Consider the following 25,550-nt stretch of genomic DNA (forward strand, 5'->3'; position numbering starts at 1 on the left):
TTACAGAAGAAGCTTTTTTTTGCTGCTCTGCAACATTTCAGATGAGCCGGACCTGTCACGGAACCGTCAAGGCGCGGCCCGAACTACGTTGTTCGACGTATAGGCGTGTTGCGTGTTGCACTGCAATGTCGGTTCCGGTTCGAAAAATCGGGCCAATCGGACATCTCTCAGGGGAACAGAAGATGGCAATCTCTTTTACGCGCCGCATGGCGCTTGCCGGTGCTTTGGTGGCGGGCCTCGGCCTGGCCGCTCCGGCGCAGGCTCAGGAAGACACGATCAAGGTCGGTGTCCTCCACTCGCTCTCGGGAACGATGGCAATCTCGGAAACGACGCTGAAGGATACCGTGCTCTTCCTCATCGACGAGCAGAACAAGAAGGGCGGCGTCCTTGGCAAGAAGCTTGAGGCCGTGGTCGTCGATCCGGCTTCCGACTGGCCGCTCTTCGCCGAAAAGGCGCGCGAGCTGCTGTCGGTCAACAAGGTGGCGGTCGTGTTCGGCTGCTGGACATCGGTGTCGCGCAAGTCCGTGCTGCCGGTCTTCGAGGAACTGAACGGCCTGCTGTTCTACCCCGTCCAGTACGAGGGTGAGGAAAGCCAGCGCAACGTCTTCTACACTGGCGCCGCGCCGAACCAGCAGGCGATCCCGGCTGTCGACTACCTGATGAACGACGAAGGCGTCGAGCGTTGGGTGCTGGCCGGCACCGACTACGTCTATCCGCAGACAACCAACAAGATCCTTCAGGCCTACCTCGAATCCAAGGGCGTGGCCAAGGAAGACATCATGATCAACTACACGCCGTTTGGTCATTCCGACTGGCAGACGATCGTGACCGATATCAAGAACTTCGGTTCCGCTGGCAAGAAGACCGCAGTGGTCTCCACGATCAACGGCGACGCCAACGTGCCTTTCTACAAGGAACTCGCCAACCAGGGCATCAAGGCCGAGGACATCCCGGTCGTGGCCTTCTCCGTGGGTGAGGAAGAACTCGCCGGCCTCGATACCGGCCCGCTCGTCGGCCACCTGACGGCCTGGAACTACTTCCAGTCGGTCGACGTGCCGGAGAACGCGGACTTCATCGCCAAGTGGAAGACGTTCATCAAGGACGACAAGCGCGTCACCAACGACCCGATGGAAGCCACCTATATCGGCTTCAACATGTGGGTTAAGGCGGTCGAAAAGGCCGGCACCACCGATCCGGATGCCGTGATCGACGCCATCATCGGCGTGGCAGTGCCGAACCTCTCGGGCGGCTTCTCTGCCATGATGCCGAACCACCACATCACCAAGCCGGTGCTGATCGGTGAAATCCAGGCCGATGGCCAGATGGAGACCGTGTGGCAGACCTCCGGCCTCGTGGTCGGCGACGAATGGTCCGACTTCCTGCCGGACTCCAAGGACCTGATCTCCGACTGGCGCGCTCCGATGTCCTGCGGCAACTTCAACGTCGCGACCGGCAAGTGCGGCGGCAAGGGCACCAACTGACGCGCATGGGGTTGAGCCTAGCCGGCTGAACCGATGCCAACAGCTCCGGGCGGATACTCCCTCCTTTTCGCCCGGAGCGTTTCATTCGCAACAAGGTCGACCGTCCCGTGACCATTCTTCTCCGACGGCTTCTGACGATAATTCTGCTGATCTTCGCCGTTGCGGCGCCGGCATCCGCCGATGAGGCCGGGCTGCGCGCCATCATCGCCAAATTCGCCACGACCAAGAATTTCCAGGCCACCGAGCAGGTTGTCCGCGAGCTCGTCGCCACGGGCGACACCTCGGTGGAGCGGCCGCTTCTGGCACTGGCCGACGGCAATCTCTACTTCCGCAAGTCGGACTCGGGTGTCTTCATCGGTTCGGAAACCGGACAGGTCGTGAATCTCGCCGACCCGCTGACTGGCGAAGCCGTCGGCGAGGAGGCGAAGGCCGCGGTCACAAAGGTCCGGGTCAACAACAGCCTGCGTCGCACGATCCGCGATGTGCTGGGCACGTTGACGCTCGGCTCCGATGATCCGGCCGTGCGCCTTGCCGCCGCTGAAACGATGTTCGGCAATCCCGATCCGGATGCCATTCCGGCCCTCGACGCGGCGATCGAAAAGGAGGCCGTGGCGAGCGTCCGGGCGAAACTCCAGCAGGCACGTGCGGCTGCGGTTCTGCAGTCCGACCTGCCGGAAGCGGAGAAGCTGGCGGCGATCGATCTGATTGCAGCGCGCGGTGACCGTGCGGCGCTGTCCTTCCTGACGGGATATGAGGCTCGAGCAGAGGGACCGCTGAAGGAGGCGGCCGCTGATGCGGTCACCAAGATGAATGCCTCTCTTGCGATATGGGCGGCCGCGCAAAACGTCTGGTACGGGCTGTCGCTGGGTTCCGTGCTGCTGCTGGCGGCCATCGGCCTCGCCATCACCTTCGGCGTCATGGGCGTCATCAACATGGCGCATGGCGAGATGGTCATGCTCGGCGCCTACACCACCTTCGTCGTGCAGAATGTCATTCGCACATCCTTCCCCGGCCTTTTCGACTGGTCACTGGCGATCGCGCTGCCGCTGGCGTTCATTGTTGCCGGAGGGGTCGGTCTGGCCATCGAGCGCGGCATCATCCGCTTCCTTTACGGCCGGCCGTTGGAGACGCTGCTGGCGACCTGGGGCGTGTCGCTGATCCTCCAGCAGACGGTGCGTACGATCTTCGGCCCGACCAACAAGGAGGTCGGCAATCCGTCATGGATGTCCGGCGCGTTCCAGCTCGGTGAACTTTCGATCACCTGGAACCGGCTCTGGATCATGGTGTTTGCGCTGGCCGTGTTCTTCCTGCTGCTCTTTGTGATGAAGCGGACGCCGTGGGGCCTGCAGATGCGCGCCGTCACAGCCAATCGCCGCATGGCCGCCTCGATGGGCATCCGCACGCCTTGGGTCGATGCGCTGACATTTGCGCTCGGCTCCGGCATCGCGGGAATAGCCGGCGTGGCGCTCAGCCAGATCGACAATGTCTCGCCCAACCTCGGCCAAGGCTACATCATCGACAGCTTCATGGTCGTGGTATTCGGCGGCGTCGGAAATCTCTGGGGCACACTGGTTGGTGCCTTCTCGCTCGGCGTGCTGAACAAGTTCCTCGAGCCTTATGTCGGCGCGGTGCTGGGCAAGATTCTCGTGTTGGTGCTCATCATCCTTTTCATCCAGAAGCGCCCGCGCGGCCTGTTCGCGCTCAAGGGCAGGGCGGTGGAAGCGTGATCGCCGCCCGCTTCTTCGGCTCCGATCGCCGCATCGCCGTCACGATCGCCATCCTCGTTGCGATCGCGATCATCGTGCCGATCCTCAACGTAGCGGTGCCGCCGGACAGCGCCTTCCACGTGCCGTCCTACATGGTCGCGCTGGTCGGCAAATATCTCTGCTACGCGCTGCTGGCGCTCTCGCTCGACCTCGTCTGGGGCTATTGCGGCATCCTCAGCCTCGGCCACGGCGCTTTCTTCGCGCTCGGCGGCTACGCGATGGGCATGTACCTGATGCGCCAGATCGGCAGCCGCGGCGTTTACGGAAATCCGATCCTCCCCGACTTCATGGTGTTCCTGAACTGGAAGGAACTGCCGTGGTTCTGGTACGGGTTTGACCAGTTCTGGTTCGCCGCGCTGATGGTCATCCTGGTGCCGGGGCTGCTCGCCTTCGTGTTCGGCTGGTTTGCGTTCCGCAGCCGCGTCACCGGCGTCTACCTGTCGATCATCACCCAGGCGATGACATACGCGCTTCTGCTGGCCTTCTTCCGCAATGACATGGGTTTCGGCGGCAACAACGGCCTGACCGACTTCAAGGACATCCTAGGCTTCAACGTGCAGGCGAACACGACGCGGTCGGCGCTGTTTGCCGCAAGCGCGCTGGCGCTGGCGCTTGGCGTCCTGCTGACCTGGCTGGTCGTGACGTCGAAGTACGGTAAGATCCTGATCGCGGTGCGCGACGCCGAAAGCCGCACGCGCTTCCTCGGCTGGCGCGCCGAGAACGTAAAGCTCTTCGCTTTCACCATGTCGGCGGTGATGGCCGGCATCGCGGGTGCTCTCTACGTGCCGCAGGTTGGCATCATCAATCCCGGCGAGTTCGAGCCGTCGAACTCGATCGAGGTCGTGGTGTGGACAGCCGTCGGCGGCCGCGGCACGATCATCGGCCCGATCATCGGTGCGCTTCTGGTCAACGCCGGCAAGAGCTGGTTCACCGGCGCGATCCCCGAACTCTGGCTGTTCGCGCTCGGCGGTCTCTTCGTGGCGGTCACGCTTTTCCTCCCGAAGGGCATCGTCGGCCTGTGGGACCAGTGGCAGACGGGCAGGGCCGAACGCGCTGCATCGATCGCCGAGGAGAAGGGCACCGACCCCGACGACACGGACCCGAAGATCGTGCGGGCCCAGGCTCAGCCGGCGGAGTAGAGCGCATGTCGAAATCCGGAACGATCCTCTATCTTGACGGTGTCTCGGTTGCTTTTGACGGGTTCCGCGCGATCAACAATCTCTCGCTCGTGCTCGACAAGGGCGAGATGCGCGCCATCATCGGCCCCAACGGCGCCGGCAAGACCACGATGATGGACATCGTGACCGGCAAGACCCGCCCCGACGCCGGCGAGGTCTTCTTCGACGGGCAGACCGACCTGACCAAGCACGACGAGGCCGAGATCGCCATGATGGGCATCGGCAGAAAGTTCCAGAAGCCAACGGTCTTCGAGAGCCATACGGTCGAGGACAATCTGGTGCTGTCGCTCAAGGGATCGCGGTCGATCTTCCCGGCGCTGTTCCATAAGGGGTCCGCCGAGGAAAAGCGGCAGATCGACGAGATTCTCGGCGTCACGCGACTCGGCGATAAGCGCCACATGCTGGCTGCCAACCTCAGCCATGGCCAGAAGCAGTGGCTGGAGATCGGCATGCTGCTGGCGCAGGACCCGAAGCTACTACTGGTCGACGAGCCGGTGGCCGGTATGACCGATGCCGAAACCGAGGAAACGGCGAGGCTGCTGAAGGAGATCAACCAGCACCATTCAGTCATCGTGGTCGAGCATGACATGCATTTCGTCCGCGAACTCGGCGTGAAGGTGACCTGCCTTCACGAAGGCTCGGTGCTCTCCGAAGGCTCGCTGGATTTCGTGTCGTCCGACGAGCGTGTCGTCGAAGTCTATCTGGGGCGGTGACGATGACAGTGTCGTCCAACGGTTTCAGGAACCCCCTCTGGTCGGCGCGGGCGCCGGCCTCCCCCTTCGCGGGGGAAGAGGGGGACCAGGGTGTGGGGCGGGTGCGAAGGGTGGAGCGTGGTCATGCTTGAGGTCAAGGATGCCACGCTCCACTACGGCGCCGCGCAGGCGCTGCGCGGCGTGTCGCTCACCGCGCAGCCAGCCAAGATCACCTGCGTGCTCGGACGCAACGGCGTCGGCAAGACCAGTCTCATGAGATCGATCGTCGGCCACCACAGGCTGACATCGGGCAGCATAGCCTTCGAGGGGAAGGCGCTCGACCGGAGCGCGGCGTATGATCGCGCCCGGTCGGGCATCGCATTCGTACCGCAGGGGCGGGAAATCTTCCCGCTGCTCTCGGTGCGGGAAAATCTCGAGTCGGGCTTTGCGCCGCTGAAGCGCGCCGAGCGCTTCGTGCCAGACCATGTGTTCGAGCTTTTCCCGGTTCTGAAGCAGATGCTGGGACGGCGCGGCGGCGATCTCTCCGGCGGCCAGCAGCAGCAACTCGCCATTGGGCGCGCGCTGGTGATGCGGCCAAAGCTGCTCGTGCTCGACGAGCCCACCGAAGGCATCCAGCCGTCGATCATCAAGGACATCGGCCGAGCCATCCGCTATCTGCGCGACCAGTTCGGCATCGGCATCGTGCTGGTCGAGCAATATCTCGATTTCTGCCGAGAGCTCGCCGACGAGGTGAACATCATGGACCGCGGCCTGATCGTGCACACCGGCCCGGCGGAAGATCTCGACAAGCCCGAGGTGAAGAAATACCTGACCGTATAGGCCAAGGGTTTCGGCCGACTCAGGACGGCCTGCCGCCAATCGCCGCCTCGATCCGCTCCATCTGCGCCGACAGCTTCGCCATGTCATCGCGCAGGATCATGATCTGGCTGTGGCGCATCTCGTCAAGCTTTTCGTGCAGCGCCATGATCTCGATCTCCGCCTTCAGGTTGACCTCGTAGTCGTGGCTGGCATCAAGTCGGTCGCGGGCGCTTTGCCGGTTCTGCGACATCATGATGATCGGTGCCTGCAGCGCAGCAACCATCGAAAGGATGAGGTTCAGGAAGATGAAAGGGTAGGGGTCGAAGCCCTCGCGGCCGAGCATCCAGGCGTTGCCGAACGTCCAGAGAACGAGAAAAAGAACGGCAATGACGATGAAGCTCCACGATCCGCCGACCCGGGCTATTCCGTCGGCGAGGCGGTCGCCGAAATCCGACTCGCGGGCGACGACATCGTTGACGTCCTGCGCGATCGGCTTTCGCTCGACCGCGCTTTCGAGGACGCGGTTTTCCTCGCTGCTGAGTGCTTCCGGTCGGCGGCGCAGCCAACGGCTTGCAAGTTCGGGAACGGTCCTGTGCATGGGCGTTTCCTGTCCAGTTGGCAGAATTTGATCCATATAGGAGGATATTCGGACACTATAGGGACCGGGGACAAGCCGTGACGAGTTTCAAAAAAATCCGGGAACGCGCCGCCAAGAGGAAGGGCGGCGAAACGACACTGACCAAACTGCTCGGGCCGAAGCCGGACAACGCCAAGGTCGCGAAGCTTTCCGACGACCGCATTTTGTCGACCATGGCCGAACGCATCTTTTCCGCAGGCTTCGTCTGGTCGGTGATCGAAAACAAGTGGCCAGGCTTCGAGGAAGCGTTCCTCGGCTTCGAGCCGAAGGCGCTGCTGTTCCAGCCAGAGGACTACTGGCACGGTCTGACATCAGACACGCGCATCGTGCGCAACGGGCAGAAGATCATGTCGGTGCGCGAGAACGCCGCTTTTGTGGAGCGTATTTCGAAGGAGCACGGCAGTTTCGGCAAGTTCCTGGCAAAATGGCCGGCGGACGACCAGATCGGGCTGACGGCCTATCTCGGCAAGCATGGTAGCCGGCTTGGCGGCGCGACCGGGCAATATTTCCTGCGCTGGATCGGCTGGGATACCTTCGTGTTTTCGCGCGACATGGTGCTGGCGCTGCGCGACGCGGGGCTGGATATCGGCGAGGCGGCCAGTTCGAAGAAGGACCAGCAGCAGGTGCAGAAGCAGATCAACGCATGGGCTGATGAAACCGGCCTGCCAGGGGCCCACATCTCACGCATTCTCGCCATGTCGATTGGCGAGAACAATTCGCCGGAGACGTTGCAGGCCTATATCGGCGACTAGTGGTCCAAGAACACGGGACTGCCAGCGGCATTGCGGCTCGGGTAAGGCCGCGCTAAATCGCGGGCATGGCAAAGAAAGCTCCCGATATCCTGCGCATCGCAGTCGCCCAGTTGAACCCGACCGTCGGCGACATCGCCGGCAACCTCGCCAAGGCGCGCGAGGCGAGGGCGGACGCGGCGCGGCAGGGCGCCGACATCATCCTGTTCACCGAACTGTTCATTGCGGGATACCCGCCGGAAGACCTCGTGCTGAAGCCAGCGTTCCTGGCGGCCTGCGAAAAGGCCGCGAAGGATTTCGCAGAGGACACCGCCGATGGCGGCCCGGGCGTCATCATCGGCACGCCGCTGAAGCGCAACAGCGGGGTCCACAACGCCATCATCGTCGCTGACGGCGGCAAGGTAATCGCTGAACGGCTGAAGGTCGACCTTCCGAACTATGGCGAGTTTGATGAGAAGCGCGTGTTCCAGGCCGGGCCGGACTTGCCGGGTCCGGTGAATTTCCGCGGCGTGCGCCTCGGCATCCCGATCTGCGAGGACATCTGGGGCGAACACGGCGTCTGCGAGACGCTGGCCGAGAGCGGCGCGGAACTGCTGCTGGTACCGAATGGCTCGCCCTACTATCGGGGCAAGGTCGACGTGCGCCAGCAGGTGGTGATCCAACAGGTGGTCGAGACCGGCCTGCCGATGATCTACGCCAACCAGCTTGGCGGGCAGGACGAACTGGTGTTCGACGGCGCGTCTTTTGCCATCCAGGCGGACCGCTCGCTGGCCTTCCAGATGAGCCAGTTCGAGGAGACGCTGGCGATCACGGAATGGAACCGCACCGCAGAGGGCTGGGTGTGCGTCGAAGGACCGATGTCGCGCATACCCGAGAAGGAGGAGGCAGACTACCGCGCCTGCATGCTCGGCCTGCGCGACTATGTGAACAAGAACGGCTTCAAAAACGTCGTGCTCGGCATGTCGGGCGGCATCGACAGCGCCATCTGCGCCGCGCTGGCTGTCGATGCGCTGGGCGAAGAACGCCTGCGCGCCGTCATGATGCCCTACAAATATACGTCGAAGGATTCGCTGAAGGATGCCGAGGACTGTGCCCGCGCGCTCGGCTGCCGCTATGACATCGTGCCGATCTTCGAGCCGGTGGAAGGATTCAGCCACGCACTGACGCAGCTTTTCGAGGGTACCAAGGAAGGCATCACCGAGGAGAATTTGCAGAGCCGTGCCCGTGGCACGATCCTGATGGCAATCTCCAACAAGTTCGGCTCGATGGTGGTGACGACGGGCAACAAGAGCGAGATGTCGGTCGGCTATGCCACGCTTTATGGCGACATGAACGGCGGCTTCAACCCGATCAAGGACCTATACAAGATGCAGGTGTATGCGCTGGCCGCGTGGCGCAACACCACCGTGCCGCCGGGTGCGCTTGGTCCGTCGGGCGAGGTGATCCCGCAAAACATCATTGACAAGGCGCCGTCGGCCGAACTGCGACCCGACCAGAAGGATCAGGATTCGCTGCCGCCCTATCCTGTACTCGACGATATCCTCGAATGCCTGGTCGAGAACGAGATGGGCGTCGACGAGATCGTGGCGCGCGGTCATGACCGCGATACGGTGCACCGCATCGAACACCTGCTCTACATCGCCGAATACAAGCGCCGACAGGCAGCGCCGGGCGTGAAGATCACGCGCAAGAATTTCGGCCGCGACCGGCGCTATCCGATCACAAACCGGTTCAGGGATCGGGGGTAGGGTGGAGATCGCCTCCGACCTCGATCGCCTCGACTTCGAGGCGACGCATGCGCTGCTGAAGGCGACCTATTGGGGAAGCCAGCGAACCGCTGAGCTTGATCGGCGCGCCTTTGCGAACTCCGTCTGCGTGATCGCGCTGATCGATGGCCGGCAGGTCGGTTTTGCGCGAGCGCATGGCGACCTAACCCTGTTTGCGCGCATATCGGACGTGATCGTCTGGCCGGAACAGCGCGGCAAGGGGATCGGCAAGGCGCTGGTGGAGGCGTTGCTGGACCATCCGGAATTGCGGACGGTCCAGACGTGGATGCTCAACACATCGGACGCGCACGGACTCTATCAGCGCTATGGGTTCCAGCCCTGCACGGACGGGAAGGAAATGCGGCTCGACCGGCCGGCCGCGGCGTGAGTGGGTTCATCGCTTTCCTGCGCGAGAATGCCCGCTGGCTGACCGGCGGGCTGCTTTTTACCTTCTTCTCGTCCTTTGGGCAGACCTTCTTCATCTCGCTGTCAGCCGGCCATATCCGGGAGGATTACGGACTGACGCATGGCGGGTTCGGGATGGTGTACATGATCGCCACGCTCGGCAGCGCGTTGACGCTGCCCTATCTTGGCACGATCGTCGACCGCTATAGTGTGCGCCAGGTGACCCTGTTCATCGTGCCGATGCTCGCCTTCGCCTGCATACTGATGGCGGTCGCACTTCATGTGGCGCTGCTTGTGCTGGCCATCTACCTGCTGCGCCTGTTCGGGCAGGGGATGATGGTCCACAACGCGGTCACGGCGACAGCACGGTGGTTTTCGGCGCAACGCGGCCGCGCGCTGTCCGTGATCATCATTGGCCACAATGTCGGCGACGCCCTTCTGCCAACCGTATTCGTGGCCATGGCGGCCGGTCTAGGCTGGCGCAGCACATGGCTGGCCGGTGCGGCCGTCCTGCTACTGGTGGCGCTGCCAATCATCAGCGCGCTCGTCTCCGTCGGCCGTACGCCCCGGGCCAATGATCCTGCACCGCGCATTGTCGATGCAAGAGACTGGACGCGCGCCGAGGTCGTTCGCGACCCTATGTTCTACCTGCTCATGCTCGGCGTCATGGCTCCGGGCTTCATCGTGACGACCGTCTTCTTCCATCAGGTCTATCTGGTGGAGTTGCGCGGATGGTCGCTCGGCGTCTTTGCCGCGTCGTTCACGATGGCCGCCCTCGTCAACAGCATCTTCACGCTTGTGTCCGGGCAGCTTATCGACCGTTTCTCGGGTCTGGCGCTGCTGCCTTTCGTCCTCGTCCCGCTCGGCGTCGCCTGCCTGATACTGGGGCTGCTCGAAGCGCAATGGGTGCCATTTCTCTTCATGGCGTTCCTTGGCTTTTCGAACGGGCTATCGACAACGCTGTTCGGCGCAGTCTGGCCGGAAGTTTATGGTCTGAAGAATCTCGGAGCGATCCGCGCCCTGGTGTTCTCGGCAATCGTCTTCGCTTCGGCTGCCGGTCCCGGAATCACCGGCTACATGATCGACCACGGCGTCTCTTATCCGCACCAGCTTATCACGATGGGACTCTACTGTTTTGCCGTGTCGGTGCTGCTTGCGCCGATCTCGCGGCGGCTGCGGGTGCGGGCGGTTGACGGCCGTATGGCCTGATCCGGGCGAATTATGGGGGTTGGCGACCCGGCAGGCTTTGACTATAAGCGCAACCTCGTCACTCAAACAGGGAGGCCCTGAATGCTGGAATTTCACGTCCCCTCCCTGACCGCAGGGCTACAATCCTGACGGTTGGCGGGCGTCGTTTCTGGTTCGCATGATCATTTCTGAAATCCGGTCTCCGCTTTTCGCTAACGCGGTCCTTCGGTCCGGGATCATGCTCTGAACGAGCCCAGACATCGCGAGTTTTCTTCCGTCTCGCGCCCTTTACAGAACTGATTTCTTGGGATGGCGTCCGGTTTCAGGCGTCAGGAACAACATGACTTCTTTTCGCACCGACATGCGCGGCGGCGCTTTCCGCAGCGTTCTGGGTTTCAGTTGGGTTCACTGGCGGCGCCAGCCGATGCGGCTTGCCTTCATCGTTGCTGTCTTCCTGCTGGCGACAATGGCCGACGTGCTGACACCGCTATTCGCCGGCCGGCTCGTCGAGGCCGTCGCCAGCGGCGGCGCATCCGACGAGGCTGCATGGAGTGCCGCGACATCGGCTTTCGGCATGCTGATCGCGCTCGCCCTGGGCACGACGATCATGCGCCATTTCGGTTTCCTGGGCATCGTCAGGCTGACGCTGCGCATGATGTCCGACATCGGCGCGGATTCGTTCAACCGCGTGCAGCGCTTCTCGACCGACTGGCATGCCAACAGCTTCGCCGGCTCGACCGTGCGCAAGATCACGCGCGGCATGTGGGCGCTGGACCTGCTGAACGACACGATCCTGATGGCTCTCCTGCCGTCGGTTGCGATGCTGGTCGGCACCACCGTACTGCTCGGCCTGTTTTGGCCGTCGATGGGTGTCGTCGTCGCCATAGGTTCGTTGATCTACATCGTGCTGACTGTGTCGCTGTCGCTTGCCTATGTCGCGCCGGCTGCCCGCCTGAGCAATGCGTGGGACACCAAGCTCGGCGGAGCCCTTGCCGATGCGGTGAGCTGCAACTCCGTGGTCAAGGCATTTGGCGGTGAGACGCGCGAGGATGCGCGTTTCACCAAGGTGGTCGCCAAGTGGCGCGCCCGCACGGCGCGTACCTGGACGCGCGGCACGATCAACGGCACGACGCAGGGCGCGACCCTGCTGCTGATGCGCACGGCCATCATCGGCTTTGCGCTGTTGCTCTGGTCTAGCGGCCAGGCGAATGCAGGGGACATCACCTTCGTGCTGACATCGTTCTTCATGCTGCAGGGTTATCTGCGCGACATCGGCCAGCATGTCCGCAACCTGCAGAAGTCGGTCAACGACATGGAGGAACTGGTCGAGATGCAGAGCCATCCTCTTGGCGTTGCTGATCGTGCGGGCGCGCAGGCGATCCGCATCGGCGCCGGCGGCATCGACTTCGAGAACGTGACCTTCCACTACGGAAGCCACAGGCTGCCGTTGTACCGGGATTTCTCGGTGTCGATCCGGCCGGGCGAGCGTGTTGGCCTCGTCGGGCACTCCGGCTCGGGCAAGACGACCTTCGTCAAGCTGATCCAGCGTCTCTACGACGTCAACAAGGGGCGCATCGTGATCGACGGGCAGGACATTGCACAGGCGAAGCAGGCGTCGCTGCGCTCGCAGATCGCCATCGTGCAGCAGGAGCCGATCCTGTTCCACCGCTCGCTCGCGGAGAACATCGCCTACGGACGGCCGGGCGCGAGCCAGGAGGAGATCGAGCACGCAGCAAGGCTTGCCAGCGCGCATGACTTCATCATGCGGCTACCCAAGGGCTATGCGACGCTGGTCGGCGAACGCGGCGTAAAGCTGTCGGGCGGCGAACGCCAGCGTGTCGCGATTGCGCGCGCATTCCTGGCTGATGCACCGATCCTGATCCTGGACGAGGCGACGTCGAGCCTCGATTCTGAATCGGAGGTGCTGATCCAGCAGGCGATGGAGCGGCTGATGACCGGGCGCACCACGCTGGTGATCGCGCACCGGCTGTCGACCGTGAAGGCGCTCGATCGGCTGCTGGTCTTCGATCGCGGCGAGATCCTCGAGGAAGGCCGGCACGAAACGCTGGTCCGAAAGGACAACGGCATTTATCGGCGGCTGTTCGAGCGGCAGGCCCTTGAATTGACGCGCGGGCTGTTCGACGACGGCCAAAAGATCGCCTAGTGAGCGCGGCCGGCCGTTAGTGGCCGGCCCGTCCTTGCCGGGCGTGGCTTTCCAATCTGGCCGCAATGCTCTATGTGGCTTGTGAGCGGCGGCCCTTGTAACTTTCCTGTCCTTGGTCTACGGCCCGCAAATGTCCGTCACCGTCCGTTTCGCACCGTCTCCCACCGGAAACATCCATATCGGCAATGCGCGCACGGCGCTGTTCAACTGGCTTTTCGCCTGGAAGAACAGCGGCAACTTCGTGCAGCGTTTCGACGATACCGATCTGGCGCGCTCGAAACAGGAATACGCGGACTCTATCCAGTACGACCTGCACTGGCTCGGCATTTTTCAGGACGTGACCGAATACCAGTCGAAGCGTTTCGATTTTTACGAGGACGCCGTCGCGCGGCTGAAGCGGGCAGGGGTTCTCTATGCCTGCTACGAAACGCCCGAGGAGCTCGACCTCCGGCGCAAGATCCGCCGCACGCGCGGCCTGCCGCCAGTCTATGGCCGCGAGGCGCTGACGCTCAGCCACGCCCAGATCGCCGAATACGAATCCGACGGGCGCAAGCCGCATTGGCGCTTCCTGCTGCCCAATTTCGAGAGCGACCCGATGCAGCCGGAGCGAACGGAGGTGAGCTGGAACGACCTCGTGCGCGGCGAAGAGACTATCGACCTCGCCTCGCTGTCCGATCCGATCCTGATCCGGGAGGACGGCACGTTCCTCTACACGCTGCCTTCTGTGACGGACGATATTGACATGGGCATCAGCCATGTCATCCGGGGTGACGACCATGTCACCAATACCGGCGTGCAGATCGCGCTTTTCCGGGCGCTCGGAGCGGAGCCGCCGGAGTTCGGCCACCACAATTTACTGACGGCCGTTACCGGCGAGGCGCTGTCGAAGCGCACCGGCGCGCTGTCCATCGCAAGCCTGCGCGAAGCCGGCCTGGAGCCCATGGCGATCGCGTCGCTGGCGGTGCTGACCGGTACATCCGAGAATGTCGTCGTCGCACCCTCAATGTCGGATCTGGCAAAACTCTTCGATCTCGGGGCGACGTCGAAATCGGCGGCGAAGTTCGATCCCGAGGACCTGAAGACGCTCAACCGCGACCTGCTGCGGCAGATGCCGTTCAAGGAGGCGCGGGACAGGCTTTCGGCGCTGGATATCTTCGACGAGCAGGCGGAACCCTTCTGGATGGCGGTGCGAGGCAACCTCGACACGCTTGCCGATGCGACGACGTGGTGGCGGATCGTCAAGCAGGGGCCCGAGACGCCGCTCGACCTGTCGGAGAAAGACAAGGCGTTCGTGCGCGAGGCCTTCGACATGCTGCCCCCCGGACCTTGGGACCGCGATACGTTCAAGCCCTGGATTGAGGCAGTGAAGGAAAAGACCGGACGCAAGAGCAAGGCGCTCTACGCGCCGCTGAGGATTGCCGTTACTGGACTTCCGTCCGGGCCGGAGCTTGCGGATCTGCTGCCCCTTCTGGGTCCGGAAGGAATACAGGCCCGACGACCCTGACGCGACGTTCTTCGCCCGAGGGCGAGGATTTGTTGACGCGCGGCGTGTTCGCCATGCGCCGCAGCGCCTCGGCATCAAGCCCGCCGTCCAGATTGGCTTGCGTCTCGGGGTCTAGGCCGGGATCCGGCCGTATTGCCGGCTGTGGCGATACAGGCTCGGCCGCCACCGGCGGTTCGGCCGGCGGGTTGCCCGCGATGACGCTGAAGTTCGTGGCTTCATTTGGTTTCGGGATGCTGCAGGCGCAGCCGGCCGGCGTCGGCACGCCGGTCTGCTTGTATAGCCATGCCGTCGGCAGGTCGTCGTAGGGGCGCCCGGAAATGCCGGAACGCATCGCCTCGGATTCCTGGCCTGGCCGGTGATAGTAAAGCTGGACTTCTGTGCCCGGGCAGCTCGACTGGCAATTGGCCTGGTCGCGCTCGAAATCCGACGGCGACGACATGTTCGACACCGGGAAATAATAGCCGTCGCAGGTGCGCACGCAGAGCGTACGGTAGCGGCCGGGCGGGGCGGAGAAGCGGATGCGGCCTCCTTCGTTGACCCAGCCGCCTTCCGGCTCGCGGGTTATGCGGCGCGCCTGCTGGCCTTCGTCGCGCCGGACGGGTTCTCCGAGTTCGTCCAGTGTGCCGCGCTGGCGGATGCCGCCTCCAAAAATCTGGTCGAGCAGGTTCCGTGGGCCTTCCAGTCCACGCGCCGGCCTGCGCTCGGAGACGGCCTCGTCGCGGCATCCGTTTGCGCGCAACGCAGCCATGATCTGCGCACGCGAGCGCTGCGGCTTGGCGGTGCGCGTCCCCCGGCTTTCGAGCGACGCAAGATTGCGCTCCATCCGGCCGATTTTCTGGTCATAGGCCGCGCAAGCACCGGAACCGCTCTTGAAGATGCGAAAGCCGCATCCCGCGCTTCTTGCCTGGCTCTTTGCCAACTGAATCTGGTCGCGCTGCTTGGCGATCGCCGCTTCCGTCTTGCGGGAGCGAGAGGTAGACGCACCGCCAGAAGTCAGCTCGGCCTCGAGTTGCCGGCAGACGCGCGATTGCGCAAGCGCGATATCGGGCACCAGAAATGCCACAGCCAGCATTGCCGCGAAGATCGCGGCAAGGCCGAAATCGAACCGACTGGCGGGTTTTTGCGGGCTCGCCGCCATCATGTTCCGGCTCTGCATTGGGCCTTTGGGCAATTGTTCGAGGCCGACTCTAGTGGCGGCGACGTTAATCCTTCGTGTGGGCTTTGTCGTCGCCGCGTTCGGAGCCGACGATCACGTCTGCGACAACTCCTGGCTGCGATGCTCACCCTCTGCGACGGCAATGGCTGTCATGTTGACGACACCGCGTGAGGTCACCGAAGGCGTCAGGATGTGCGCCGGCTTTTGCGTACCGAGCAGCATCGGTCCGACGTGAAGCGCGTCCATCATCTGCTTGAGGGCGGTCAGCGTGATGTTCGCCGCATCGAGGTTAGGGAAGACTAGCAGGTTCGCTTCGCCCTTGAGCCTCGAATGCGGGTAGACGCGCTGCCGCAGCATTTCGGAGAGCGCCGTGTCGGCGTGCATTTCGCCATCGAAATGCAGGTCTGGCGCGATTTTGCGAAGAATATCGCCGGCCTCGCGCATCTTGCGCGAGCTCGGCGATTCCCGCGATCCGAAGTCGGACAGCGACAGCAGCGCGGCCTTCGGTTCGATGCCGAAGCGCCGGATCGCTTCGGCGGCGAGCACAGTCATTTCGGCGACTTCCTCGGCGTCGGGATCGACTGTGACATAGGTGTCGGTAAGAAAGATCACGCCACGCTGCGTGATCAGCATGGAAAGCGTCGAGAGGTCGCGGTCACGCACCAGTTCGCGCTTGCCGATGATCAACGTGACGTTGCGCAGGTGACGCTCGAAACGGCCTTCGAGGCCGCAGATCATGGCGTCGGCGTCGCCGCGTTTGACGGCCAGGGCCGCGATGACGGTCGGATTGCCGCGCACCATAAGGCGGGCTGCTTCCTGCGTGACGCCGCGCCTGCCCATCAGCTCGATCAGCAGGTCGACATAGGCGCGGTAGCGCGGATCATCCTCGGGGTTGATCAGCTCGAAATCGACGCCCGGGCGGATGCGCAGCCCGTAGCGCTTGAGCCGGACGTCGATGACGTTCGGGCGGCCGACCAGCGTCGGCAGCGCTATTCCTTCCTCCAGCACCACCTGCGCGGCACGCAGCACACGCTCGTCCTCGCCGTCGGCATAGATGACGCGCTTGGCCTGCGCCGCCTTGGCAATCGAGAAGACCGGCTTCATGACGAGGCCCGAGCGGAAGACGAAGCGGTTCAGCTTGTCGACATAAGCATCGAAATCCTCGATCGGCCGTGCGGCGACGCCGCTGTCGCAGGCAGCCTTCGCCACGGCGGGCGCGATCCTCAGGATCAGGCGCGGATCGAAAGGCGAGGGGATCAGGAAATCCGGCCCGAAGGTCGGCGTCTCCTCGGCGTATGCGCGCGCCGCGACATCGGAAGGCTCCTCGCGCGCCAACGCTGCGATGGCGCGCACGGCGGCCATCTTCATCTCCTCGTTGATGGCGCGCGCGCCGCAATCGAGCGCGCCACGGAAGATGTAGGGGAAGCACAGCACGTTGTTGACCTGGTTCGGAAAGTCCGAGCGGCCGGTGCAGATCATGGCGTCGGGGCGTGCCTCGCGGGCGGCGTCGGGCATGATTTCCGGCGTCGGGTTCGCGAGCGCCAGGATGAGCGGTTTTGCCGCCATGTCCTTGAGCAGGTCGGCACTGAGCACGCCGGCAGCCGACAGACCGAGGAAAACGTCGGCACCGCCGATAACGTCGGCGAGCGTCCGCGCCGGGGTATCCTTGACATACGGATCCTTCCAGCGATCCATTTCCTCGACGCGGCCCGTGTAGGCGACGCCAAAGCGGTCGGTAACCCAGATGTTCTCGACCTTCGCGCCGAGCGACACCAGCAGGTTGAGGCAGGCAATGGCCGCCGCGCCGGCCCCGGAGGTGACGATCTTGACCTCGGAAAGCTTCTTGTCGGCAAGTTCCAGCCCGTTCAGCACGGCCGCGCCGACGATGATGGCGGTGCCGTGCTGGTCGTCGTGGAACACTGGGATGCCCATCTTCGCCTTCAGACGTTCCTCGACCTCAAAGCACTCGGGCGCCTTTATGTCTTCGAGGTTGATGCCGCCGAAAGTCGGCTCCAGCGCCGAGATGGTGCTGACCATGTGCTCGATGTCTGGCGCGTCGATCTCGATGTCGAAGACGTCGATGTTGGCGAATTTCTTGAACAGGACGGCCTTGCCCTCCATCACGGGCTTGGAGGCAAGGGGGCCGATGTTGCCGAGACCGAGCACCGCAGTACCGTTGGAGACGACGCCGACGAGGTTGGCCCTCCCGGTGTAGTCGGCGGCAACGGCCGGATCGTCGCGGATGGCGAGGCAGGGTGCGGCGACGCCGGGCGAATAGGCGAGCGCCAGGTCGCGCTGGTTGCCGAGCGGCTTGGTCGCCTGGATCTCCAGTTTCCCCGGCGTCGGATATTTGTGAAAGAAAAGGGCGGCCTGATCGAGGTCGTGGCGCGCATTCTTCTGCTTGTCGGTTTCCATCAGGCGTCCCTTGCCCCCGCATTGCTTGTGCAGCGTTCTAAAGCGGTTCGGTTACCAAATCCAAGCCCCGGCGCGGCCCGGCGGCGTGTCGTCACACTGTTGTTGCATGAATCTGGGCATAGGCAACGCAGACGCAACGGTCTGACCGAGATGCAGAGCAACGCCACCCAGCAGTACCGGACCCTCTTTATTTCAGACGTCCATCTCGGTTCGAGGGCTGCGAAAGCCGAGTTTCTAATCGACTTCCTGCGCCACCACGAGGCGGAGACCATCTTTCTGGTCGGGGACATCGTCGATGGCTGGCGGCTGCGCCGCACCTGGCATTGGCCGCAACTCCACAACGACGTCGTCCAGAAGCTGCTCCGCCAAGCCCGCAAGGGCGTGAACATCACCTACATCGCAGGCAACCACGATGAGTTCCTGCGGATGTTCCAGGGGACCCATTTCGGCGGCATCGTCGTCGCCGACCGCGCTATCCATGTCGGCGCGGACGGCAAGCGCTATCTGATCATCCACGGCGACCAGTTCGACACGGTGGTCGTGAACGCGCGCTGGCTGGCCTATCTCGGCGACCGCGCCTACGAATTCGCCATGTTCGCCAACAGGGTCGTTGCCCGCGTGCGAAGGGCGATGGGCCTTCCCTACTGGTCGCTCTCCTCATGGGCCAAGGTGAAGGTGAAGCAGGCCGTGAACTTCATCGGGGCGTTCCAGGAGGTGCTGACCGACGAAGCACGCCGGTCCGAGGTCGACGGCGTCATCTGCGGCCACATCCATCACGCGGCGATGGAGACGTTTGGCGACGTCAGCTACATCAACACCGGTGACTGGGTCGAAAGCTGCACCGCGGTTGTCGAGCATTTCGACGGGCGCATGGAGATCATCCAATGGCCACATGTCCGGTCTGAGACGGCGACTCCGGCCGACAAGTTCGTTCCCGTCCTGATTGACGGACGCGTGCAGGCTAAGGCAACCGGACGGGCGGTCGAAGCCGCCTGAGACTCCAGGATCAATCGAAGAACGACATGTGGCGGCGATGCACCATCGCATCAATCCTGAGTCAGCAAGGCAGCGTACAATCCGCCCCGCCGACGCGCGCGGCGAACGGCTTGGCGTTCTCGGTGGCGCAAGCCTGCCGCAAACGCCGGCAACGGTTGGTCCAGCCAGTTCCGCGAAAAAGGAAGCCGTGGTAGTCGGGCAAATCCCTCGGCGACGATTCCGGGCGGTACCGGCCGGAGCGCCCTTCCTTCATGTCACTGCCGCCCCTGCAGCCTGAGCAACGGATCAAGCCACCAGGCTTCGAACTGCGCATATCCCTTATCTACGGCGCGATCTTTGCCTCGCTGGGCATCCATCTGCCCTATTTTCCGCTGTGGCTGGAGGCGGAGGGCTTCAATGCGGAGCAGATCGGCGTGATCCTTGCTGCGCCGATGTTCGTGCGCGTGATCACGACGCCGGTGATTTCGGCGATGGCCGACCGGGCGAGGGACCGCGCCAACATCCTGGTCGCCGTCAGCCTGGCTTCGTTGGCGCTTTCACTCGGCTATTTCGTGCCCGCAAGCTATGGCGTCGTGCTGGCGATCTCGGTGCTGCTGGCAATCGTCTGGGCTCCGCAGGTACCGTTGACGGATTCGCTGGCGCTGTCGGGGGTAAGGCGCTTCCGCTCCAGCTACACCGCCATGCGCATCTGGGGATCACTGGCGTTCCTGTTGGCAAGCGTGGTTGGTGGCGCCATCCTGTCAGTTTTGAGCGCGCTGGCCGTTCCGGCTATGATTTCGACCGGGCTGGCGATTGCATGCATCGCCGCATTCCTGGCTCCCCGCCTCGGGCCGCCCCGTCGTCCGGCGGGCGTTGCCGGAGCGGCCGTTCTGGCGTCCAGCACAAGGCTATTCGGACTCTATTTCATGCTGTTCGTCGCCGGAACCGGCATCATCAATGCCAGCCACGGCTTCATGTTTGCCTTTGTCTCAATCTACTGGAAGGGCATAGGTCTCGGCGACACCACGATCGGGGCGCTGTGGGCATGGGCAGTGGTTGCCGAAGTCGTCGCCTTTCTGGTCTTCAACAGGATTCTGGGCAGGGTCTCGGCGACCACGGTGATGATGATCGCAGGATTTGCGGCGATCCTGCGGTGGCTCGCCTATCCGCTGATCGAGCCGGCAGGCCTCGGGGTGTTCGGGTTTTTCGTTGTGCAAAGCCTGCACGCACTTTCGACAGGATTGCTGCTGATCGGCCTCCAGAAGATGATCAGCGAGACGGTGCCGGAAGAACGCACCGGCGCGGCGCAGGGCGTCGCCTTCTTCGCGGTCGGGTTCTCGATGGCCGTGGTGACGCTCGGCTCAGGGCCGCTCTATGAGCGCCTCGGCATAGACGGCTTCTATGTAATGGCGGTCGTGGCGGCGCTGGGGCTGGCGCTGATCGCCGCCGCGTCACTCAGCCAGCGCAATCACCCCCACAAATCGGGTGTAGGCGGCGACACCATCGAACCGTCATAGGTCAGGCCGGGATCGCGATCCCGCGCCAGTAAGAGCGGCCCGTCAAGATCGACGAAGTCAGCGCCCTGAGCCAGCAGGACTGCGGGAGCCATGGCCAGCGACGTGCCGACCATGCAGCCGACCATGATCGAGAAGCCGAGTTCCCGCGCCCGGTCGCGAAGCGCGATCGCGGCGGTCAGGCCGCCGGCCTTGTCGAGCTTGATGTTGATGGCGTCGTAGAGCCCGACGAGCTGTTCCAGCCCTTCCGCGGTATGGACGCTCTCGTCTGCGCAGATCGGGACCGGCCGCGCGATCTGCGCAAGGAGCGTGTCATGGCCGGCGGGCAGGGGCTGCTCGATCAGGGCGATGCCGAGTTCTGCGGCTACCGCCAGATTGCGCTCGATGTTTTCCTCGCTCCAACCCTCGTTAGCGTCGAGGATCAGGCGACTCGCGGGCGCGGCCTCCCGGACCGCGCGGATGCGCTCGATGTCGCCTTCGCCGCCGATCTTGACCTTAAGGAGCAGTCGCCCCCGGTTCTGGCGTGCTTGGGCCGCCATCGCCTCAGGCGTGGAGAGCGACAGGGTATAGGCTGTTTCAAGGGGCAATGGAGCAACTGCGCCAAGGCGTTGCGCAACACGAACGCCCGTCTGTTTGGCCTCCAGATCCCACAAGGCGCAATCGACGGCATTACGCGCTGCGCCAGGTTTCATGATGCCTGTCAGCTGCTTACGATCGATTCCAGAAGCAACGGTTTGGGAAACGGCCTCGATCGCCGCGCGGACGTCATCCGTGGTCTCGCCATAGCGCTTGTAGGGGACGCACTCGCCGCGCCCGACGCTCGCGCCGTCCGAAATCGTGCAGGTTATGACCTCGGCCTCGGTCTTCGTTCCACGCGATATCGTGAACGCACCAGCGATAGGAAAACGTTCCTCAACAACAGAAAGGACACGCTTCATGGATAAAGTCTCCGGAAAACGCCGAACGCGTCGCTGCAAAATCGACAGCCGTTGCTCGACCGGTTAAGACGATTCATCATGCTTATCAACGCCCGCAGGCAAGCCAAAATCGGCGACGACCTCGATCCGCGCATCGAGACGAGCGAGGAGGCCGGCACGACGGTCTGCCGGCTGTCCGGCAACTGGACGACCCGCCGTGTCGCCATCGTGGACAAGGCTATGCGCGATATCGCCGGAAAAGGCGGAAGCGGCCCACTCGTGATCGACATGTCCGCCATCGGACGGCTGGACACGGCCGGGGCCTGGCTGATCCAGCGTCTCACGGCGGCAGCGCGGGCAAAAGGCAGGGAAGCGCAGATACGCGGACAGACCGATGTTGCGGGCATCCTGCTTTCTGCTGTGGCTGACGCGACGGATCGTCCGGGCGATTCTCGCAAGGCTGCCCGTCCCAACCTTATCGTCTCTTTCCTGGAAGCCTTGGGGCGCGGCGTCGACGAGATGCGCAAGGACTTCCTGGCGGCGATGAACATTCTCGGCGCCACGATACGCGGCGGCCAGATGAAGCTCGGCCGTGGGCACGGCATCAACTTCGCAGCCATCTTCTCGCAGATCGACCGCATGGGCATAGGCGCCATTCCGGTGGTCGTGCTGATGTCGGCCATCGTGGGAGCCATCGTTGCCCAGCAGGGCGCTTACCAGCTTTCCTATTTCGGCGCCGACATATTCGTGGTCGATCTGGTCGGCATCCTCGTGCTGCGCGAGCTTGGCGTGCTGATGACGGCGATCATGATCGCCGGCCGCTCGGGAAGCGCCATCACCGCCGAGATCGGCTCGATGAAGATGCGCGAGGAGGTCGATGCGCTGAAGGTGATCGGGCTCAACCCGGTCGGCGTTCTGGTGTTTCCGAGGCTGGTGGCGCTCGTGGTCGCGCTGCCATGCCTGACGGTCCTTGCGAATTTCGCCGCGCTCGGCGGCGGCATCCTTGTCTCCTGGTTCTATTCTGACATCCCGCCAATCCAGTTCATCGATCGCCTGAGGCTGGCCGTGGACGTATCCACAATCTTCGCGGGCCTCATCAAGGCGCCGTTCATGGCGCTGATCATCGGCATCATCGGCGCGGTCGAGGGCCTCAAGGTCGGCGGCAGCGCGGAATCACTCGGACAGCGGGTCACAGCGTCCGTCGTGAAGTCTATCTTCGTCGTCATCATCCTCGATGGCGCGTTTGCCGTATTTTACGCGGCAATCGACTTCTAGGATCGATGGCATGAGCGAAGCAGCCGAGATCGAGAGAACCGAAACGCAGGCGCAGGACGCGGCGGACGTCATCCTCTCCGTGCGCGACGTGACCGTGGCGTTCGGCGAAAAGGTGATCCTCGACAAGCTGTCGCTCGACGTGAAACGAGGTGAAATCATGGGATTTGTCGGCGCGTCGGGCGCCGGCAAATCCGTGCTGTTGCGCACAGTGCTTGGCCTCAACAAGAAGCAGGCCGGAACGATCCAGCTTTTTGGGATCGACCTCGACAAGGCGGACGAGGCGGAGCGCATGCGCCTCGACATGCGCGTCGGCGTGCTGTTCCAGTTCGGCGCGCTGTTTTCGGCACTTACGGTCATGGAAAACATCCAGGTTCCGATGCGGGAATATCTGGACCTGCCCCAATCCCTGATGGACGAACTGGCGCTCCTCAAGATTGAACTGGTGGGCCTGCCTGCCGATGCGGCGCGCAAATATCCGAGCGAACTGTCGGGCGGCATGATCAAGCGCGCGGCGCTTGCGCGGGCGCTGGCGCTCGACCCCGAAATCGTCTTTCTCGATGAGCCGACATCCGGCCTCGATCCCATCGGCGCATCGGAATTCGATGAACTTGTCGTCAAGATGCGCGACACGATGGGGCTGACCGTCTACATGGTGACTCACGACCTCGACAGCCTGTTCTCGATCTGCGACCGGGTTGCGGTGCTGGGCAAGAAGCGGGTGCTGGTACAGGGCACCATCGCCGACATGCTGGAGAGCGAGGAACCCTGGGTGAAATCCTATTTCAGGGGCAAGCGGGCGCGGCAACTCGACCTTTCCGCAAGGGACTAGGGGCCGTGAAAAACTAGGGACGGAATGGAAACCAGAGCCAACTACGTCATTGTCGGCATCTTCACGCTGATTGCGATCGTCTCGGCGTTTGTGTTCGTTTACTGGGCCTCCGGTATCGGCGATCGTGGCGAAACGACCCAACTGCGCATACGCATTCCGGGCTCTGCTTCGGGTCTCGGACGCGGCAGCGCTGTACTGTTCAACGGGGTCAAGGTTGGTGACATCAGGCGCGTCTATATCGACGTGCTGAACCCGACGGTGGCGATTGCAGATGCCGAAGTCGACCGCCTGACGCCGATCACCAAGTCGACGCAGGCCGATGTCGGCATCGCAGGCCTGACCGGCCAGGCCAATATCGAACTGCGCGGCGCCGGACCTACCGAGCCCAACCTTCTCGACGAGGCCGAACAGAACGGCACGGTTGCCGAAATAACCGCCAATCCGTCCGCCGTGACCAATCTCCTGCAAACGGCGCAGGATATCTTCAAGCGCGCGGACAACGTGCTGAACGATCTGGAGACCTTCACCCGCGACGTACGCGGTCCGCTGACACAGACGGCTAAGAACGTCGAGACGTTCTCGAAGGCTCTGGCCGACAATTCTGATGGCATCGACAACTTCCTGTCCAGCGTCACGGCGGTGGCGGAAGAGTTGCAGGGCTTTGCCGGTAAGCTGGACGGCACGATCAAGGCCGCCGAGAACCTGCTGAATTCGGTCGATCCTGAGAAGATCAAGAGCATCGTCGCGAACGTCGAGGGCTTTACCGCGGACCTGAAGCAGCAGAGCGCGCGCTTCGACGGCATTGTCACCGGTATCGACCAGGCCGTTGCACAGATAAACGGCTTCGCCAAGCAGGCCGAGCAGACGCTGACCAAGGTCGATGGCGTCATCGACGGCGTCAACCCGGAGACTGTGCGCACAACGCTCGACAACATCGCCAAGGCCAGCGCCAGCGCAGACAAGGCAGCCTCCGACATAGCCGCCTTTACCACCAAGCTCAGCCCGCGCGCCGCGGATATCGACAAGGTCATCAGCGACGCCCGCGAGATTTCCGGCCGACTGAATGCCGCCTCGACGCGGGTGGACGGCATTCTCGCCAAGGTGGACAGCTTGCTGGGCTCTGGCGACGCGCAAGGCGTGATGGCGCAGGCCGGCGAGACGCTGAAATCGTTCAAGCAGGTCGCCGACACACTGAACGCCAGGCTTGGCGGCATCATGGACAATCTGGCGCGCTTCTCCGGCTCCGGCCTGCAGGATGTCGACGCGCTGGTGCAGGACGCGCGCCGCTCGATCAACCGCATCGAACGCGCGGTGACCGACCTCGAACGCAATCCGCAGCGCATAATAACCGGTGGAGACGGCAGCGTGCGCCAGTATGACGGGCGGATGCGGCGTTGACTTTGCCGGCTTGGGTCCGCATGACTCGAGGCGAGGGATCGCCTGCCACGGCGCGGCGTGGTTGCGGGGACGGGGTTTGAGACTTGTGAGGCAGATATCGGCCGCCGTGGGCCTTTCGCTCCTGTTGTCGGGATGCGCCCTGCTGGGCGGCTCGAAGCCGCTGGACACCTTCGAACTGACGACGCCCGTCGTCGAGGCGCAAACGCGCGGGCGCAGCTACAGGCAGATCCTGATCGCCGAGCCGTCGGCGCTCAAGGCTCTCGACGGCCAGAACATCGTCATTTCGCCGGCACCCGGGAACATCCAGTACCTCAAAGGCGCGCAATGGGCCGACCGGCTGCCGAAGATCGTTCAGGCGCGGCTGGCTGATACTTTCCAACGCTCCGGCCAGTTCAGGGGCGTGGGCAGGCCGGGCGAGGGGCTGGCGATCGACTATCAGGTCGTTATCGAGGTGCGCTCCTTCCAGATCAACGTGCAGGGCGCGCAGCGGGCGGAGGTCGAGTTGTTCGTGCGCCTGCTCAATGACCGCAACGGCGTCATCCGTTCCGAGAAGGTGTTTACAGCGACCGCTCCTGTTACCGGGTCAGGCAATTCCGGCTATGTCGCGGCGCTGGACGCGGCGTTCGGACAAGCGGCGATCGAGATCGTCGAGTGGACGGCGAAGCTGCTCTAACCGGGATTCGTGTGAATGGTGCATGCGCATCTCACACCGGTTGGTCGGC

At 63.4% G+C, this 25,550-nt stretch carries 21 protein-coding genes; 17 read left to right on the forward strand and 4 right to left on the reverse strand.

The annotated features are described in order from the left end of the window. Positions 1-206 precede the first annotated feature (206 nt). The 5 genes from urtA to urtE all read left to right on the forward strand — a co-directional run bounded on the left by urtA (position 207) and on the right by urtE (position 5,957). Entirely contained in the window at positions 207-1,481 is a 1,275-nt protein-coding gene (urtA, locus tag ABMA32_RS18750) for an urea ABC transporter substrate-binding protein (RefSeq protein WP_349015481.1), read from the forward strand. A 131-nt stretch (positions 1,482-1,612) separates the two neighbouring features. Next, positions 1,613-3,208: an urea ABC transporter permease subunit UrtB gene (urtB, locus tag ABMA32_RS18755; RefSeq protein WP_425475565.1), complete on the forward strand. Its 1,596-nt coding sequence runs from the start codon at positions 1,613-1,615 to the stop codon at positions 3,206-3,208. Next, on the forward strand, positions 3,205-4,386 hold the full coding sequence (gene urtC / locus ABMA32_RS18760; protein WP_349015304.1) for an urea ABC transporter permease subunit UrtC: 1,182 nt from the start codon (positions 3,205-3,207) through the stop codon (positions 4,384-4,386). Before urtB ends, urtC begins: the two co-directional genes overlap by 4 nt. A gap of 5 nt (positions 4,387-4,391) precedes the next feature. Next, positions 4,392-5,138, forward strand: coding sequence for an urea ABC transporter ATP-binding protein UrtD (gene urtD, locus ABMA32_RS18765; protein ID WP_349015305.1), 747 nt, complete (start codon positions 4,392-4,394; stop codon positions 5,136-5,138). 123 nt (positions 5,139-5,261) lie between these two features. Beyond that, positions 5,262-5,957, forward strand: a complete 696-nt coding sequence (urtE, locus tag ABMA32_RS18770; protein ID WP_349015306.1) for an urea ABC transporter ATP-binding subunit UrtE — start codon at positions 5,262-5,264, stop codon at positions 5,955-5,957. A gap of 19 nt (positions 5,958-5,976) precedes the next feature. Here the strand turns inward: urtE and ABMA32_RS18775 are convergent, their stop codons facing one another. Next, on the reverse strand, positions 5,977-6,534 hold the full coding sequence (locus ABMA32_RS18775; protein ID WP_349015307.1) for a DUF1003 domain-containing protein: 558 nt from the start codon (positions 6,532-6,534) through the stop codon (positions 5,977-5,979). Positions 6,535-6,611: 77 nt separating this feature from the next. On the opposite strand from ABMA32_RS18775, the gene ABMA32_RS18780 reads away from it, so the two are divergent. The 6 genes from ABMA32_RS18780 (at position 6,612) to gltX (ending at position 14,349) form a co-directional block, all read left to right on the forward strand. Beyond that, the gene (locus tag ABMA32_RS18780; RefSeq protein ID WP_349015308.1) at positions 6,612-7,325 is read left to right on the forward strand and encodes a DNA-3-methyladenine glycosylase I; all 714 of its coding nucleotides are present in this window, start codon (positions 6,612-6,614) and stop codon (positions 7,323-7,325) included. Positions 7,326-7,390: 65 nt separating this feature from the next. Then, positions 7,391-9,070: an NAD+ synthase gene (locus tag ABMA32_RS18785; RefSeq protein ID WP_349015309.1), complete on the forward strand. Its 1,680-nt coding sequence runs from the start codon at positions 7,391-7,393 to the stop codon at positions 9,068-9,070. 1 nt (position 9,071) lies between these two features. Beyond that, on the forward strand, positions 9,072-9,476 hold the full coding sequence (locus ABMA32_RS18790; protein ID WP_349015310.1) for a GNAT family N-acetyltransferase: 405 nt from the start codon (positions 9,072-9,074) through the stop codon (positions 9,474-9,476). Continuing rightward, positions 9,473-10,702 (forward strand): MFS transporter, encoded by a 1,230-nt coding sequence (locus tag ABMA32_RS18795; protein ID WP_349015311.1) that lies wholly within the window; start codon positions 9,473-9,475, stop codon positions 10,700-10,702. The genes ABMA32_RS18790 and ABMA32_RS18795 overlap by 4 nt, the downstream gene beginning before the upstream one ends. A 319-nt stretch (positions 10,703-11,021) precedes the next feature. Then, complete coding sequence (locus ABMA32_RS18800) at positions 11,022-12,845, forward strand: ABC transporter ATP-binding protein (protein WP_349015312.1); 1,824 nt, start codon at positions 11,022-11,024, stop codon at positions 12,843-12,845. A gap of 130 nt (positions 12,846-12,975) precedes the next feature. Next, on the forward strand, positions 12,976-14,349 hold the full coding sequence (gene gltX / locus ABMA32_RS18805; RefSeq protein ID WP_349015313.1) for a glutamate--tRNA ligase: 1,374 nt from the start codon (positions 12,976-12,978) through the stop codon (positions 14,347-14,349). Here the strand turns inward: gltX and ABMA32_RS18810 are convergent. Beyond that, positions 14,267-15,490: a DUF2865 domain-containing protein gene (locus tag ABMA32_RS18810; protein WP_349015314.1), complete on the reverse strand. Its 1,224-nt coding sequence runs from the start codon at positions 15,488-15,490 to the stop codon at positions 14,267-14,269. The two genes, gltX and ABMA32_RS18810, sit on opposite strands and share 83 nt — an antisense overlap. Positions 15,491-15,598: 108 nt before the next feature. Beyond that, positions 15,599-17,920 carry an NADP-dependent malic enzyme gene (locus tag ABMA32_RS18815; protein ID WP_349015315.1) on the reverse strand — a complete coding sequence of 774 codons (2,322 nt, stop codon included), beginning with the start codon at positions 17,918-17,920 and terminating at the stop codon, positions 15,599-15,601. A 150-nt stretch (positions 17,921-18,070) separates the two neighbouring features. Between ABMA32_RS18815 and ABMA32_RS18820 the strand changes: the two genes are divergently transcribed. Beyond that, entirely contained in the window at positions 18,071-18,916 is an 846-nt protein-coding gene (locus ABMA32_RS18820) for a UDP-2,3-diacylglucosamine diphosphatase (RefSeq protein WP_349015316.1), read from the forward strand. Positions 18,917-19,167: 251 nt separating this feature from the next. Next, the gene (locus ABMA32_RS18825; RefSeq protein WP_349015317.1) at positions 19,168-20,412 is read left to right on the forward strand and encodes an MFS transporter; all 1,245 of its coding nucleotides are present in this window, start codon (positions 19,168-19,170) and stop codon (positions 20,410-20,412) included. On the opposite strand, the gene dgcA is transcribed toward ABMA32_RS18825, so the two are convergent. Next, on the reverse strand, positions 20,364-21,347 hold the full coding sequence (dgcA, locus tag ABMA32_RS18830; RefSeq protein WP_349015318.1) for an N-acetyl-D-Glu racemase DgcA: 984 nt from the start codon (positions 21,345-21,347) through the stop codon (positions 20,364-20,366). The genes ABMA32_RS18825 and dgcA overlap by 49 nt on opposite strands. 78 nt (positions 21,348-21,425) lie before the next feature. On the opposite strand from dgcA, the gene ABMA32_RS18835 reads away from it, so the two are divergent. From ABMA32_RS18835 to ABMA32_RS18850, 4 genes are all read left to right on the forward strand, one after another. Then, the gene (locus ABMA32_RS18835; RefSeq protein WP_349015319.1) at positions 21,426-22,601 is read left to right on the forward strand and encodes an MlaE family lipid ABC transporter permease subunit; all 1,176 of its coding nucleotides are present in this window, start codon (positions 21,426-21,428) and stop codon (positions 22,599-22,601) included. Between the two features lie 10 nt (positions 22,602-22,611). Next, positions 22,612-23,430 carry an ABC transporter ATP-binding protein gene (locus ABMA32_RS18840; protein ID WP_349015320.1) on the forward strand — a complete coding sequence of 273 codons (819 nt, stop codon included), beginning with the start codon at positions 22,612-22,614 and terminating at the stop codon, positions 23,428-23,430. A gap of 24 nt (positions 23,431-23,454) precedes the next feature. Further along, complete coding sequence (locus tag ABMA32_RS18845) at positions 23,455-24,828, forward strand: MlaD family protein (RefSeq protein ID WP_349015321.1); 1,374 nt, start codon at positions 23,455-23,457, stop codon at positions 24,826-24,828. 76 nt (positions 24,829-24,904) lie between these two features. Beyond that, the gene (locus tag ABMA32_RS18850) at positions 24,905-25,501 is read left to right on the forward strand and encodes an ABC-type transport auxiliary lipoprotein family protein (RefSeq protein ID WP_349015322.1); all 597 of its coding nucleotides are present in this window, start codon (positions 24,905-24,907) and stop codon (positions 25,499-25,501) included. Positions 25,502-25,550 lie beyond the last annotated feature (49 nt).

Source organism: Mesorhizobium quangtriensis, assembly GCF_040081925.1.
GTDB classification, from domain to species: domain Bacteria; phylum Pseudomonadota; class Alphaproteobacteria; order Rhizobiales; family Rhizobiaceae; genus Mesorhizobium_K; species Mesorhizobium_K quangtriensis.